Source organism: Microcystis sp. MC19, assembly GCF_003019735.1.
Taxonomy (GTDB): Bacteria; Cyanobacteriota; Cyanobacteriia; order Cyanobacteriales; family Microcystaceae; genus Microcystis.
Genome location: NZ_CP020664.1, coordinates 1991968 through 2006278, shown reverse-complemented (window position 1 = coordinate 2006278; position 14311 = coordinate 1991968). Strand labels below are relative to the sequence as shown.

Here is a 14311-nt window from a genome sequence, read left to right as displayed (position 1 = left end):
AACAATGTTTCGCCAAATTTTATTATCTAGTCTCGGTTTGTTGCTAATTTATCCCCTAGGGAGCGAGCCAGCAGCGGCCAGAACCATGAGAGTTAATTGTGAAAGTCAAAGCGGTCGCACTACTCGCTGTCCCGTCAATGCTCGATGGGCCCAGGTGAGATTAACCCGCACTCGCTCCGCTGCTCCCTGTGAGGGTAATTGGGATTTCCAAAACGGCAATATTGTGGTCAGAAATGGTTGTCGGGGCGAGTTTGAGGTACGCACCGACGACCATCACGGTAATTCTGGTGGCGGTTGGGAAGGTAATGTTTACGAAGAATTTCGCCTCCCCAATATCGGTCGTTTTGTCGTTGATCGCCGCAGTTATTATGATAGTGGCAGAATTAGAGAATTTGATGCGATCGTTAATGGCAGTCGCGAGCGTTGGTGGGCTAATTGTCGTGGCGGCGAACTCGGCAGCGGTAGTCGTCGCATCCGCTCATCCCGGGAAACCGATCGAGTAGTGGACTTTGTTTGTGAGGATCGGGGTTAATCGATTTTACAGAGACGATAGCCGACACCGTGGACAGTTTCGATAAAATTTTCGGGCGCTCCTGCCGCTTTTAGCTTTTGTCGTAGTGCGCGCAGGTGAACCTTAACCGTATCTTCTTCCACGGATTCCTCCATCGGCCAAACGTGCTGGATGATGGTGCGGCGACCGATTAAGCGATAACCGTGGCGCAGCAGCAGTTCTAAAATGCAGTATTCTTTGGGGGTGAGATGGATGGCAACGCCGGCATAACTAACTTCGTAGGCCCCGGGATCTAGGCGTAAATGACCCCATTCTAAAATCGGCGGCAGCGAGGCCACATTGCGACGGAGTAAAGCCCGCACCCTGGCGAATAATTCCCCTAAATCCACCGGTTTAACGATATAGTCGTCGGCTCCCGCATCTAAACCGGAAATTTTATCGCTAACTGTATCCCGGGCCGTCACCATTAGGATCGGCATCTGATAACCACGCGATCGCAATTGTTGACAAAAACTAATGCCATCTAATTGCGGCAACATGACATCTAATAGTAACAGGTCGTAATCGCTGGCCCTGATGTATTCTAAAGCCGATTCTGCCTCTAAAGCCGTATCGACCACATAAAATTGGTCGGTGAGGGCTTCCGCTAAGGTGGCTGCCAAACGGCTATCGTCTTCAACTAAAAGAATCCTCATGGAACGCTAGAGATGGGTTAACCGTTAGCAGCTGCCGATATCAAGATCAGCATCAGTTTAAACTTATCAAAAAATGTTCATTCTTTGAAATACAGCTTAATAATAAAACACCTCTCGACTCTTTGACCAAAATTTTGTAAAGTTATATTTCAGATTAATTATTTCTTGCACTTAAATAACCAACTTATGCTTTACCTAGCAAGGGTTGGAGAAAAATCTTTCCGATTTCTTTCCGTTATCTTTCCGATTTCTTTACTATATTGATCTTCCCGATATCTTTACCAAATTTTATCGATATCTTTTCGATCTTTTCACCGGTTTCTTTTCGTGTCCTTTGCTACAATTGTTGAGCGTTCTTGATGGACTCGCCCGAGAAATTAAGCATCGATCGCCAAATTGACCCTGCGGGAAAGGCTGAGAAGGCATTTTGTCCCGAAGTCGTCCCGCAGCAATCCTTTACCCCACCTTAAGGAGATTGTTTTGCTATGACTTTTGGACCTGCTTCCCAACTTGGAGTGGCCCGGTACGAAGAAACTCCCCCGCTAGAATTGCTCCCCGGACAATCGGCGGCCGAGAAAGAAACTTTAATTCAAGCCGTATACCGGCAAATTTTGGGCAATGCCTACGTTATGGAAAGCGAACGGGCAGTGGTTCCTGAATCCCAATTAAAAATAGGAGAATTAAGCGTTCGGGAATTTGTCCGTGCGATCGCTAAATCCGATCTCTATCGCTCCCGTTTCTTCGATACCTGTCCCCGCTATCGTTTTATCGAACTCAACTTTAAACATTTCCTCGGTCGCGCTCCCGACGGATTGGAAGAAATGCGCGCCCACAGTACAATTCTCGATAGCCAAGGCTACGAGGCAGAAATTGACTCCTACCTCGACAGCGACGAATACCAAAACACCTTTGGCGAAAACATCGTTCCCTATTGTCGAGGCTATAAAACAGAACCGGGGCGCAATATGGTGGGATTCACCCATATTTTCGCTCTATCTCGCGGTAACTCCAGCAGCGACCTGAAGGGCAGTATTTCTGGTAAAGCTCCCGTACTGAACAAATACGTTATTCAAGAAATTCCCCTCCCCGTTATTCCCCCCTCCGGTGGTTCTGTGGGTGATGGTTGGTCTTTCCAAGATACCTCTAGTGGTGCGCGGTCGCGTTTGGGTGCCGGTGCCGGGGAAGAAGGCAAGGTTTACCGCATTGAGGTGACCGGTTATCGTTCCTTGGGCAAAGTTAACCGCGTCTCCAAGTTCCGCCGCAGTAATCAGGTTTATTTCGTCCCTTTTAACAAATTATCCCAAGAATACCAGCGCATCCACCGTGAGGGGGGTGTTATCGCTAGTATCACCCCGATTAACTAGAGTTCCGGTCAGCTATCGTTTTTGTTTAGGAGAATCTCAATGAGTTTAGTTTTAGAAAGTCCAGTGGAGCTGCGACCGTCGAGAAGTCCCGACGAAGTGGCCGCAGTAATTCGGGCAGTTTACAAGCAGGTTTTGGGGAATCCCCACGTGATGGAAAGCGAGCGCCTAACCACTGCCGAATCGCAACTGGCTAATGGTAATCTGACGGTGCGGGAATTTGTCCGTGCGATTGCTAAATCGGATTTTTATCGCCGTCGTTACTTTGAGTCCTGCGCTCCCTACCGTTTTATCGAGTTAAATTTCAAACACCTCTTAGGTCGGGCCCCGGCGGACCAGGGAGAAATTTCAGCCCATATCCAGATTTGTGTCGGTCAAGGCTACGAAGCGGAAATCGACTCCTATCTCGATAGCAGCGAATATCAAAGCAAATTCGGCGATAATATTGTTCCCTATTACCAAGGGGCGAAAAGCCAAGTCGGTCAGAAAAATATTAACTACAATCGCACCCTTTCCCTCTACCAAGGTTATGCCGGGGTTGATAGTGCTTTCTCCGCGGCCCGTTTGGGTGCGGAAGTGGCGACTAATAGCGCCAGTCCCATCACTTTACCTAGTAAAGGTGGTCGTTTGAGTGCCTACAAAGACGCAACCGAGAAGACTTTCAAAATTGTCGTTAAAGGGGCGAAATTTGATAGTCCTCGCCGGGTTAGTACCACGGAATATCTGGTACCAGGCGATCGCATGACTCCCCAAATTCAGCGTATCCATCGGGCGGGCGGTACGATCGTTAGTATCACCGAAATCGCCTAAAAACCTCGATAGTGAACGAGTAGGGATAGCTTCTCTACTCGTTGAGGGGGTTTTTGCCTCACAGATAAGCTGTACTGGATTTAAACTGCTTGTTGAGATGAGGCAAGAGGCAAGACCCCCCCCACAACCCCCCCGACTTCGGGGGGGGGCAAAGGAGGGTTGGGGGGATTGGGGGAGATTCGGCTAATCTAAGGATAGGCGGTTAAAATGGGTCTTGGCTTACTGGATTTAAACGGCCTAGAAGAATTTTAGTACAAATGCTCGAAATCCCTCTTTTGCAGCTACCTTCTTCCCTCTCATAAACGGTCTCAAGGAGTAATTTAAATACCAAAAAGCTGACTTTAAATCTCCGAAAAAACAGTTATTATTTTAAGGCTAAATATTGAGCTTTTTAATATTTAGCTATAACCAGAGTAATCGTGATTAATTTACCGAAATATTTTCACGATCAATACTGTTGTTTTGTTGATTGTTTAATAACAATCACTGGTTTGATTGCGACTCAGTTAATCCTAGTAAAAATTATAATTCCACTGAAAAAAAAATAAGTTATAATCAGAAGAAGAATAGCTTAAGATTACACTTAAGTATCTCCTAAAATTTTCGAGAGCGAATAGTGAAATGCCCCCTTCTTATTCGCTCTTTTTTCTACGAAAATTCCTTGATAATTAATCGTTAAAACCTGCTTTATCCTATGGATATCAGACAATTTGTCAAACTTTCCCTCGGTCGTTGGCGATCTCAGCGCAGCGCTCACCATCTAGCTTTTACTCACTTTGAACAGGTCAAATCGACGATCGATATCGTGCCTTTAAAAAAAGAAGATCAGGAGGTAATCGACCTGTGTAAGTCCTATGATATCGATGCAAATTTTGCCAGTAATCCCTTTCGCATGAGTTGGCAAGGAGAATCGGATTGGGATGATGAATCTACCTTTGAAGGAACGACAATTTTAATCCCAATTCCCGATGAAAATAATCCTCGATCAGGGCGATTATTGCGGGATCAAGGTTATGCAGAAACTATTCCCTCCATCGGTCGTTATCACTTTCAAGAAGACGGCACTTTTGTCCTCTTAACCGAATATGAAAGAGCCACTGCTGAAGAAAAAATCTGGTTTGTTACTCCTAATTTTCGCCTACGAGTATCTTTGATTAAAACCAGTGAGGGGACGGGAGTAGTTACGGCTTCTTTTTCCTCAGAAATTCGCGATTTATCTGTATCTTAGGGCAGTAAAAACCATGGCGGACAGTGATTTACTTTTAACTCTAGCTCACTGGATAGCGGGGGATTTTAGCAATCAGCAACAAGCTTTTGAAGATGCCAAAAATTACGCCCATATCCATGTATTTTTCCGACCTTTACCCTGGGATTTTTTCGGAGGAATTGGGTTTTATTCCGAACAGGTTTACGATTACGATCTCTGGCGACCCTATCGGCAAGGGGTGCATCGTTTTATCGATCGAGGAGAGGATATTTATATCGAAAATTACAGTTTACAAAACCCGATGTTTTATGCAGGAGCGGGACGGGAACTGTCAATTTTACGCAGTATAAAACCAGACAAAATTGATCGCCGTTATCACTGTTCGATGATTTTTCAACGGCAGGGAAATCTCTTTCGTGGCCAGGTAGAGGGCAATAGTTGTTTTATCGAAAAATACGGCAAAAAAACCTATTTAGTTAGCGATGTGGAACTGACAGAAAACACTTTTGTCAGTTTTGATCGCGGTTTAGATGTGGACAACCACGAACAGGTATGGGGATCAACGGCGGGAGCTTTGAAATTTGTCAAAATACAGAATTTTGCCGCCGAAGTTCCTTCGATGATTTGAACGGTTAATCAGCAGACTGAACGGAAACCAATGGAAACTATCCAAGAATCTACCACCATGCTCCCACCAGTCGCCCGTCAAAAAATGCAAGCTTGGATCCGGAGCCGTCATCTGGTTTGTTCGGGCAACTTTTTCCTCTTTGAAACCTTAGATTATTCTGCGGTGGAACGCTTCGAGCAGTGTGTGAAAAGTTTAGGCGGAACGGTGATTTCTGTGGAACCGCTTAAACGAGTTTGGATCGGCACTCACCGCAAAATTCTCCTCTACCAAGTGAAAGCGAGTTTACACACTCCCCACCATGAATTAAAACAATATTGGTTTAAGTATGGCAGTTTTCAAACTCGCTTTGATGAAAATATTTAACTATTAATGGCTCGCTGGCGATTTTTCTCGATTAAGTCTTCTAAAAAAGAAGACTCGACACAACGGCGCTCGGAACAATAGGTCATTAAATTCACACCATTAATAATCTTGACTGTACTGACGCGCACACGAAAATTATCGGTAATAAACCAGCAGCGCTCCTGTCCTTGATTACGCTCGTATTCTGTATCTATAGTTAATACTCCATCCTCGGCAAAATGATAGACCCCGATAACGGGAATGTCTTCCACATAGCCTTTATTGCGGAGAAATTTGCCATAGCGAGCATTGACAGGATTGGGAACATCGACTAGAATCGCTTCGTAGTTAGGATCGGGGGCTTTTTCGCTTAAATTGCCCTGCCATTGAAAACTAGCTCCGCCACTAATTAACTCTGGATTTACCCCTTGTTCTCGGCAAACTTCCAGAACTTTGGGATTATCTGCGGCTAAAACCTTGATAATTAAGTTAGATTCTCCTGATTCATCTCCCGCCGCGTCAAAACGATGAACAGTACGTTGAGAAAACCAAACTCCTTCACTTTTGCGAAAGAAATCTATCATTGTCATTGGTGTTTTTTCTAGCATCGATCGCTCACTTTTACTTAGTTGCTTAACCAAATTTTACAATCTCAGAAAAAAGCCTTAAAAATCCATAGAATAACTGTTTAAATTTTACGATCTATTGGCTGTACTTAACTTCGGTTCGCGGTACAGTGTTGCTCATCAAGATGAAGTGTAACCTAATTTGGTATCGACCACCGACACCCCAAAACGAAAACTTCCTACCTGATCATTAAGATAACTGCTGTAAGAAACCCGTTTTCTTGAGTAGATTGGAGGAAAATATATAGATCCTGCAAACAGCTTAGATGCTCTAATGCTCAAAACTATCATCAAGGAAAGCGTCCGCAAAGTTATGCGGGAAGAATGGTTTAAATTCTTCGAGATGCTGATTCCCTATATTGATGATATATAGCGGTTCTCGCATCTGTGCGGCACACTCAAACCTTTGCTGATTAAGCTGTTCAGGATCGGGAATGTACCTCTTGTGAATCAGAAACGCTATAGAACAAGCTGACATAGAAGCAACCTTTAATCCTGTTGATTACAAAGACGACGGCTTCGTTGATATTACAGACTGGTTTAATCGTGAAGATCTGGATCAGTAGATCAGCCAATAAATTTTTGGAGAAACTAGATGCCAATAGCCGAAAATCTGTTTTGACTAAAATTGGTATTCTCAAAACCTGCCTTGAAACTCAAAACCTTTATCCTCCTGAAGAACTTGATATCAAAAAACTTAAAGGTGAGTTGAAAGGATTCTCCAGAATTCGTGTTGGCAAAATGCGAGTTATTTTTAAAATCGGCAAGGAGACAGAGGCAATATTTACGATTAATTAAGCGATTAGCAACGTTCGGATTTACCAATTATTTTCGATACTGCTTTCCGCAGCCATCTAACTTTCATGGGTTAATTTAGCCAATACTGCTTCTTCTTCGTCAGCAAAGTCTCTAACTTCAACTTGAGCAACTGATTTTTTAATTTTCTCGCGGGCAGCCAGAATAATCACCTAGACTTCTGACATAATTAACTCTTGAGAGTTCAAAAATGGGAAAATAGGGATGAAGTTGCCTAAAATATCTTTATACTTAGTTCTCCTGACTACTGACTACTGACTACTGGCTCCTCTCTCTGAGGATTACCGGTCACTGATTACTGATTACTGATTACTGATTAGAGAATACCTGCGTTAGAAAGACCGAGAACCAGTCCCGCACCGAGAATATGGCCAAAACTCATGGTAGCCAATAATTCCGGCAGACCGAAGCTTTTTTTGGAGGCTAACTGCGGCAAGGGTAAAGCCGGGCCTGCTCCGGTATTTTGGATGGCAAAATAACCGATAACGAACGCTACTAGGTTAGCTAACGTCATGGTAATCCCGACGGATAAATTCCAAGGAATGGTTTGAGCAGTGGCTAAAAGTAAGGCGGAAGGGATCATTTGCGCTCCAGTCTTGATAAGATTTTGTTAATCACAGGGCATTATAAAAAGCTCTTGACCCGAAACTGCTTTTTGTTTGAATACTTAACAGTTTTTGTAACGTTTTGCGAATAAGATTAAATGCGAATTAAAATTTGCGGCATTACCCAACCAGACCAGGGACGAGCGATCGCCAATTTAGGAGCTACGGCCTTAGGTTTTATCCTCGTACCGAGTTCGCCTCGTTACGTCAACAGCGAGCAAATTAACGCTATTATCGCCGCAATACCCGACAAAATTGATTTTATTGGGGTTTTTGCCGACGAGCAACCGGAAATTATTCAGCAAATAATTGTTAAAACCCCCTTGACAAGTGTGCAGTTACATGGTATGGAATCTCCCGAATATTGCCAAAGGTTGCGGCAATTATTACCCGACCGGGAAATTATCAAAGCTTTGCGGATCAAAGACAGAGAAAGTTGGGAAAAGTCGGCAATTTACTTTAATAGCGTCGATACTTTACTTTTAGATGCCTACCATCCCCGATTGCTCGGCGGTACGGGACATACCTTAGACTGGCAAGCCTTAGCCAGTTTTTCGCCCCCCTTGCCCTGGTTTCTCGCCGGAGGACTCAACCCCGATAATATTGGTGAAGCTTTAACCAGGCTGCACCCCGATGGCATTGATGTCTCTAGCGGCGTTGAGCGATCGCCAGGGGATAAAGACCTCAAAAAAGTCGCCCTCTTGTTAGAGCGACTGCAAAAATTCAGTGATCAGTTATAAGGTTTTAGGGTGTTGGGGTTTTAGGGTGTTGGGGTGTTGGGGTGTTGGGGTGTTGGGGTGTTGGGGTCTTGGGGTGGTCACTGCGTGCGCGTTGCGGGGGGTTTTGGGGTTTTAGTTGAAATTTCCCCATTTCCCCATTTCCCCATTTCCCCATTGCCCTGACTAGAAGAAATTGGGTTTATGACGGATCAGGTTAAGATACTCCTCGCGGGTTTTCTGCTCGTCTTGGAAGACTCCTAACATGGCACTGGTGACGGTCCAGGATCCGGGTTTCTGCACCCCGCGCATCACCATACACATATGGGTTGCTTCCATGACTACCGCAACCCCTTGGGGGTCGAGAATTTCTTGAATCGCTTCGGCAATCTGACGGGTGAGGCGCTCTTGCACCTGTAAACGACGGGAATACATTTCCACAATGCGGGCCAATTTACTTAATCCGACCACCTTTTGGTTAGGAATATAGGCAACGTGGGCCCGACCCATGAAGGGTAACATATGATGTTCACAGAGACTAAAGAAGTCAATATCGCGCACTAATACCATCTCATTATGACCTTCATCGAAGATCGCACCATTAACGAGGGTTTCTAGGGATTGTTGATAGCCCTGGGTGAGAAACTGCATCGCTTCGGCCACCCGTTTGGGGGTTTTTAATAAACCTTCTCTGTCGGGATCTTCCCCCACCGAGATCAGGATATTTCTGACCGCATCCATCATCTGTTCTTTGTTTTCGTCGGAAGTTGGATGAATTTGAGCGGTTTTGCCATTGTGGGTGTTGCGATCGGGGCGAGTGGTCACGCGTGCTTGGATAGCGTCGGTTAGATTACCGTTTAAACCGTTAGAAGAAGCTATGGTCATAATGAGGATGCCTGTAGGCGAATTGATTGATAAATAGAAGTATTTTGGGTTATAATGCCCCCGCACTGGGCATAATGGTCATCGTTTCCACTACGGCCTGTTTGGGCAGTAACACCGCTTGCAGAATGGCCTGAGCGATGATATCTGGGGTCAACATGGCCGAGCGATCGAAATCTGCTTTAACGCTATCGCTGTCCCAGATGGGAGTATTGACAGCCCCGGGGGTGATAATCGTGACGCGAATGGCGTTGGCCCGCTCCTCGATCGCCAAAATGCGAGAAAATGCCACTAATCCAGCTTTGCTGACACTATAGGCCCCCCAATCGGGGAAAAAATTATCGGCGGCGATCGAGGAAACATTAACGATCATGCCTCCCCCCTGTTGACGCATAGCAGGTAAAATCCCTTGCACGCACTGATAAACGCTGGTTAAATTGAGAGCGATCACCCGCTGCCAGTCTGACAAAGGTGTGTCGGCCAAGGGATTTGTGTAACCCATGCCGGCATTATTGATCAGGATGTCGATCGGTCCGGATTCTTGGGCGATTTTAGCGATACTAGGAGCTACTTCCGGGATATCTGCCAAATCTAAGGGGTAAGCTTGGGCTGATACGCCTAAATCTGCCGCCATTGCCGCCACGGTTGCCAATTTTTGTTGATCGCGACCGATTAACACCAGATTAATTCCCGCCTTGGCGAAAGCGAGGGCGGTTTCTTTGCCGATGCCGCTACTGGCTCCGGTGATCAGCGCTCGCTGTTGACGAATAACAGAGTTCATGGTATAATCTGAAATCTCTTAACTCTTGGTAGTTAGGGCAAAATTTTGGCGGTCAGGGAAACCCTAGAAAGGTTTAAGGGAGTTGGGTTAGATCGGAGCAATTTTTCTGGCACCAAAAAGGTCGCGTCCACCCAGGGCGGGGGGAGGCATTGACTATCGGGTAGGTTCAAGATTAAGAATCGTTACAAAATTTTACCTAGCCAATTATAGCACTGTTAAGTCAGGGATCACTAATTTTTGTGTATATTCAGATAGATATCTAACCAGGGAGAGAAAAAAGCGGCCTGGTGGGCGAGAATTCTTGCGGCTGTCTTGGTCGAAAACTCTCTTCCCCTGCGCTCACAACTACTCACCGGAGGAGATGCCAGTGCTGGGTTGAGTGCGATTGACAATCACCACTCGATCGCCGATAACGGGACTTCTAGCGAGGAGAATTCCCTCGTTATCCTTCATTTCCAAGCGGCGAAAATCGAGACTTTGGCAACGTTGAAACACCGAATTAGCCAATTTATCCTGTTGTGATGCCTCGAGGCTATACCAATTATCGCCCAAAATAACTACTAGACGACTAGCCAAAAAATCTGCCTCTACGGTAGAAATAATACCGGCGGGATAACGAGTAGTTAAATCGGTAATTTCCTCTTGAATGGCTGCGACTAAACTTTGTTCGGGAGTCAATCGCGGTTTGGCTTTGGTAATCGGGACGGGAATCGGTGCCTCTGGTGCGGTTAATTCTGGGGGAGTTTCGATAATTTCCCCGGCTGCCGGTGGGAGACTAGGGATAACTTCGGGCATATTTTCGGCAATTTCCCCGGGATTTTTCGGTAAACTGATGACGGCGACTAAGAGGATAGTGACTAAACTTCCTGTTAACAAGCCAGTGATTAACCAATCGGGAATTTTTTCGCCAATTCCCGTCGGTAAAAGTCGGCGAATTTTGTTCAAAATTGCCGTCCACCACCCCTCCACCTGATCGAAATCCGGTAAAATATCGTCGATTCCCTCGACTGCTTCCATGGGAGAATCTGGGGTTAAACTTTGCTCAACTTCCGCGAATTCGTCTGGTTTTAAGGCAGCGGCTAACTGTTGCGTTGAGTTAAGAAGATTATCAACGACAACTTTGGGAGGTAACACTGTCCCCGTTCCCGTGTTAAGTTGGGAAACGATCGAATTTAACTGCTCGATCGCCTCTTGTAGTCGGATCACCGTTTCTGCTTGGCTGAAATTCTCTCGCTCGTTTGGTTGAGTCATAATCTTTCTTAACCCGCTGCCATTCTTTTTCAAAATATCATTGTATGCGCCGTTTTCTCGGTTTTTTAACCAGTATTTTCCTTGTCTTCCTGACTGCTTGTGGTAGTGTCACTCCCCCCCAAGAATTTGCCCCCCCTGGAGAAATCGTCACTAAAGCCCTTTTATTACAATTTCGTCACACATCCGATCGTCTTAGTCAATCTTTACAGATCGATGAGCCGCAGGTAAAAATTGCTAAAATTAATGTCACCAGTCTGGAACCGATTTATGTGGGCAATTTGCCCGCCTATCACTTGCAGGGGGATTACGATCTAACTCTACAATTGCCCCATCAAAAAGATACCAAACAACACAACAATTTTGATCTTTATTTACAAAGACAGATCGAGGGAAAAACTTGGCGTTTACTGGAAGAAGTTGCCTCCCAATGGCGCAGCTATTTAGTCAAATAACCGGAAAAAGCCAGGGGATTTTGCTAAGTAGCTGGTTATAATTAAATTGAAGATAGATTTTGGGTTCGATCCCCCCTGCCCCCCTTGATAAGGGGGGTGCCGATAGGCGGGGGGATCTACCCTTGATAAGGGGGGTGCCGATAGGCGGGGGGATCTACCCTTGATAAGGGGGGTGCCGATAGGCGGGGGGATCTACCCTTGATAAGGGGGGTGCCGATAGGCGGGGGGATCTACCTTAGCAATGACAATCCTCAAAGGGAAAATTTAGCGATCATGATTACCTGTCCTCGTTGTCAGCACAAGGTCGATAGTCAAGCCTTACAATGTCCCTACTGTGCTAATATTTTCAAGGCCTATGGTCATCCCGGTATGACCCTACATCAAGCCGTCACGGGTGAGTTTTTATGTGAAACCTGTCTTTATCATGGCGATGATAGCTGTAATTTTCCCCAACGTCCCTACGCTACCAGTTGCACTTTATACAAAAATAGCCAAATAATAGCCGAAAAAATTCCTCCTCTCCCGCTGCCTAGGGTTTTTAAAAATTGGTGTCTCAGAAATAAGGGATTATTGCTATTATTAACCCTGATTTTGGCCAGTATTGCTTTGGCTTTTATAAACTCACGTCGTTAATTTTTTTGCTGGCGATCAAGCCTTGATATAAATCTAGATCGAACCAGAAAGTTGTGCCAATTCCCACTTCACTAATCAAATTAATTTGACTATAGTGTTTTTCAATAATATTTTTGACGATCGATAATCCTAATCCCGTCCCTTCTAGAGTATGAACGCGATTTTCTACCCGATAGAATCGATCAAATATGGCACTTTGATCCTCGGCATCAATGCCAATACCAGTATCGGATACTTCTACGCGAATTTTGAGAGTTTCTTGGGGATTATCTCTGCTTATTTTATAGGCACGGATCACCACTTTACCGCCGGCAGGAGTAAATTTTAGGGAGTTACCAACTAGATTAGTTAATACCTGTAAGAGTAGATCATAATGGCCTAAAATTGGTAGTAAATTGGCTTCAATTTCCGAGCTTAATTCTAGTCCTTTATCCCTAGCATTGAGTTGATAGGTTCTTAGGGTTTGTTCGATTAATTGTCCGATATCGAGCGCATCTAAGTTATAGTTACGCGAGGATTCTAACCGAGAAAGATCGAGAACATCATTAACTAAACGAGTTAAGCGATCGGTTTCATGATTCGCGGTTTCTAAAAACTCTCTTTTTTCTGTATCGCTGAGATCCTCACCAAATTCTGTCAGGGTTTCAATAAAAGATTTGATGTTAAATAAAGGTGTTCTTAACTCATGGGAAACATTGCTAATAAATTGACTTTTTGCCTCATTTAATTCTGTTTCTCTGGTGATATCCTGTAGCGTCATGGCAATTCCCCGGACATTCTCCCGATACTGATCGAATACCTGAGTTAACAAAATGCGAATTGTGCAGGGTTTCGGGTAAGTTAAAGATAATCTAAATTCCGCTGGGGCATAGTTATTATTTTCCTGATTAATAACAGCATTTTTCTGATTTTGATTAGCGGTTTCTTCATTCTGGAGTGGTTCTCCCGCCGCAATTTGATAGAGGGGTTTAGTTAGTTTAACGGTTAACTCCGAGGGAAAAAGATGTAAAACATTTTTACCGATAATTTCCCGATCTTCCCAGCCAAATATTTCCCGAGCTGCTGGATTAATTAATAATAATTGAAAGTTAGTATCTAAGAGAATTGCTCCATCAGCAATAGTGGACATTAACGTATCTAGTTTCGCTTTTTCGGCGGTCATTTCTTCGATATTTTGTTCCTCGTATCGCTCCAATTTTTCCGCCATTTCATTAAAACTGAGAATTAATTCCCCTAACTCTCCTCCCAGGGGTAAATCAACGCGCTGCTTAAAATTTCCCGCTGCAATATTTTTTACCCCGACTAATAACTCCTTGATCGGTTTGGTGATAGTCAAAGCATTAAAAACTGCCCCGAGAATCACCATAGCCCAAATCGAGACAAAAACGGCAATAGTAACATCACGGGTTAGATTAGAAGAAGCCACCACAATAGCGTTAGGATTGATCCCGATCGCTAATACTCCCAAATATTTGCCTTCATGATTTAAGGGAACAAAGACATCGGTGACTTCACCGTCGGGGGTTTTATGCTGACGGATGAGGGGAGTTTCCCCATTTTCGCCATAATTTTCTGGTAATTGAATGCGACGCTCGATCGTCAGGGAGTTCTTAACTTCGGCGGTAGAATAGGGAATACCGAAAAATATTTCACCCTCCTCGTTAGCGTAGATTAAATAACGAACACTGGAGGTACTACTATAAAAACGGGCTGAAAAACGGGCTAAATCGGTTAAATTGTCCTCAGCAATGAGGGGGGAGACATTCGCGGCTAATAACAGCCCTAAATCCCGGCCAAAACGGGTATCATTGAGACGCACATCCTGCTGGATCGTGTTAACCGCCCAAAAGGTTAAACCACTCATCAACAAAGAAACGGCTAAAGTAGCCGCAGCCATTAATTTAGTTTGGAGGGTGAATTCGGACCACCAACGGGCGATCGCTTTTCGGAGAATGGGCAGAAAATTAAACACGGTTAGGCAGCATTAATCTGTAT

The 14311-nt window shown here is 44.8% G+C and carries 18 protein-coding genes; 10 read left to right on the top strand and 8 right to left on the bottom strand.

Translation table 11 applies throughout. From position 1 onward, the window contains the following. Nucleotides 1-4: 4 nt before the first annotated feature. Nucleotides 5-532, top strand: a complete 528-nt coding sequence (locus B5D77_RS10205) for a DUF3011 domain-containing protein (RefSeq protein WP_106908769.1) — start codon at nucleotides 5-7, stop codon at nucleotides 530-532. Here B5D77_RS10205 and B5D77_RS10200 read toward each other — a convergent pair. Next, the gene (locus tag B5D77_RS10200) at nucleotides 529-1206 is read right to left on the bottom strand and encodes a response regulator transcription factor (protein ID WP_008204725.1); all 678 of its coding nucleotides are present in this window, start codon (nucleotides 1204-1206) and stop codon (nucleotides 529-531) included. The two genes, B5D77_RS10205 and B5D77_RS10200, sit on opposite strands and share 4 nt — an antisense overlap. A gap of 485 nt (nucleotides 1207-1691) precedes the next feature. Here B5D77_RS10200 and B5D77_RS10195 point away from each other — a divergent pair, with 485 nt between their 5' ends. The 5 genes from B5D77_RS10195 (at nucleotide 1692) to B5D77_RS10175 (ending at nucleotide 5575) form a co-directional block, all read left to right on the top strand. Continuing rightward, complete coding sequence (locus tag B5D77_RS10195) at nucleotides 1692-2570, top strand: phycobilisome linker polypeptide (RefSeq protein ID WP_008204727.1); 879 nt, start codon at nucleotides 1692-1694, stop codon at nucleotides 2568-2570. Between the two features lie 39 nt (nucleotides 2571-2609). Beyond that, on the top strand, nucleotides 2610-3377 hold the full coding sequence (locus tag B5D77_RS10190) for a phycobilisome rod-core linker polypeptide (RefSeq protein ID WP_008204728.1): 768 nt from the start codon (nucleotides 2610-2612) through the stop codon (nucleotides 3375-3377). A 694-nt stretch (nucleotides 3378-4071) separates the two neighbouring features. Beyond that, nucleotides 4072-4605 (top strand): phycobiliprotein lyase, encoded by a 534-nt coding sequence (locus tag B5D77_RS10185; RefSeq protein ID WP_106908768.1) that lies wholly within the window; start codon nucleotides 4072-4074, stop codon nucleotides 4603-4605. A 13-nt stretch (nucleotides 4606-4618) separates the two neighbouring features. Further along, nucleotides 4619-5212 (top strand): chromophore lyase CpcT/CpeT, encoded by a 594-nt coding sequence (locus B5D77_RS10180; RefSeq protein ID WP_106908767.1) that lies wholly within the window; start codon nucleotides 4619-4621, stop codon nucleotides 5210-5212. A 57-nt stretch (nucleotides 5213-5269) separates the two neighbouring features. Continuing rightward, the gene (locus B5D77_RS10175; RefSeq protein ID WP_039900414.1) at nucleotides 5270-5575 is read left to right on the top strand and encodes a hypothetical protein; all 306 of its coding nucleotides are present in this window, start codon (nucleotides 5270-5272) and stop codon (nucleotides 5573-5575) included. Here the strand turns inward: B5D77_RS10175 and B5D77_RS10170 are convergent. Beyond that, nucleotides 5572-6162, bottom strand: a complete 591-nt coding sequence (locus B5D77_RS10170) for a phycobiliprotein lyase (protein ID WP_106908766.1) — start codon at nucleotides 6160-6162, stop codon at nucleotides 5572-5574. The two genes, B5D77_RS10175 and B5D77_RS10170, sit on opposite strands and share 4 nt — an antisense overlap. A gap of 600 nt (nucleotides 6163-6762) precedes the next feature. Here B5D77_RS10170 and B5D77_RS10160 point away from each other — a divergent pair. Further along, entirely contained in the window at nucleotides 6763-6978 is a 216-nt protein-coding gene (locus B5D77_RS10160) for a type II toxin-antitoxin system RelE/ParE family toxin (RefSeq protein WP_232306223.1), read from the top strand. 56 nt (nucleotides 6979-7034) lie between these two features. On the opposite strand, the gene B5D77_RS10155 is transcribed toward B5D77_RS10160, so the two are convergent. Together B5D77_RS10155 and psaK are read right to left on the bottom strand one after the other, a co-directional pair. After that, a complete protein-coding gene (locus B5D77_RS10155; RefSeq protein WP_039900412.1) occupies nucleotides 7035-7148 on the bottom strand; it encodes a hypothetical protein in 114 nt (37 codons plus the stop codon). A 164-nt stretch (nucleotides 7149-7312) separates the two neighbouring features. Next, a complete protein-coding gene (gene psaK, locus B5D77_RS10150) occupies nucleotides 7313-7579 on the bottom strand; it encodes a photosystem I reaction center subunit PsaK (RefSeq protein ID WP_002756861.1) in 267 nt (88 codons plus the stop codon). 120 nt (nucleotides 7580-7699) lie between these two features. Here psaK and B5D77_RS10145 point away from each other — a divergent pair, with 120 nt between their 5' ends. Then, a complete protein-coding gene (locus tag B5D77_RS10145) occupies nucleotides 7700-8341 on the top strand; it encodes a phosphoribosylanthranilate isomerase (RefSeq protein WP_106908765.1) in 642 nt (213 codons plus the stop codon). Nucleotides 8342-8503: 162 nt separating this feature from the next. Here the strand turns inward: B5D77_RS10145 and folE are convergent, their stop codons facing one another. The 3 genes from folE to B5D77_RS10130 all read right to left on the bottom strand — a co-directional run bounded on the left by folE (nucleotide 8504) and on the right by B5D77_RS10130 (nucleotide 11231). Next, nucleotides 8504-9202 carry a GTP cyclohydrolase I FolE gene (gene folE / locus B5D77_RS10140; RefSeq protein ID WP_008204743.1) on the bottom strand — a complete coding sequence of 233 codons (699 nt, stop codon included), beginning with the start codon at nucleotides 9200-9202 and terminating at the stop codon, nucleotides 8504-8506. Between the two features lie 49 nt (nucleotides 9203-9251). Then, nucleotides 9252-9980: an SDR family oxidoreductase gene (locus B5D77_RS10135; protein WP_008204746.1), complete on the bottom strand. Its 729-nt coding sequence runs from the start codon at nucleotides 9978-9980 to the stop codon at nucleotides 9252-9254. Between the two features lie 345 nt (nucleotides 9981-10325). Next, nucleotides 10326-11231, bottom strand: coding sequence for a hypothetical protein (locus B5D77_RS10130; protein ID WP_008204749.1), 906 nt, complete (start codon nucleotides 11229-11231; stop codon nucleotides 10326-10328). Between the two features lie 44 nt (nucleotides 11232-11275). On the opposite strand from B5D77_RS10130, the gene B5D77_RS10125 reads away from it, so the two are divergent. Together B5D77_RS10125 and B5D77_RS10120 are read left to right on the top strand one after the other, a co-directional pair. After that, the gene (locus B5D77_RS10125) at nucleotides 11276-11683 is read left to right on the top strand and encodes a hypothetical protein (protein WP_002784438.1); all 408 of its coding nucleotides are present in this window, start codon (nucleotides 11276-11278) and stop codon (nucleotides 11681-11683) included. Between the two features lie 273 nt (nucleotides 11684-11956). After that, nucleotides 11957-12316, top strand: a complete 360-nt coding sequence (locus B5D77_RS10120) for a hypothetical protein (RefSeq protein WP_008204840.1) — start codon at nucleotides 11957-11959, stop codon at nucleotides 12314-12316. Here the strand turns inward: B5D77_RS10120 and nblS are convergent. After that, nucleotides 12297-14288 (bottom strand): two-component system sensor histidine kinase NblS, encoded by a 1992-nt coding sequence (gene nblS, locus B5D77_RS10115; RefSeq protein WP_008204843.1) that lies wholly within the window; start codon nucleotides 14286-14288, stop codon nucleotides 12297-12299. The two genes, B5D77_RS10120 and nblS, sit on opposite strands and share 20 nt — an antisense overlap. Between the last annotated feature and the right edge of the window lie 23 nt (nucleotides 14289-14311).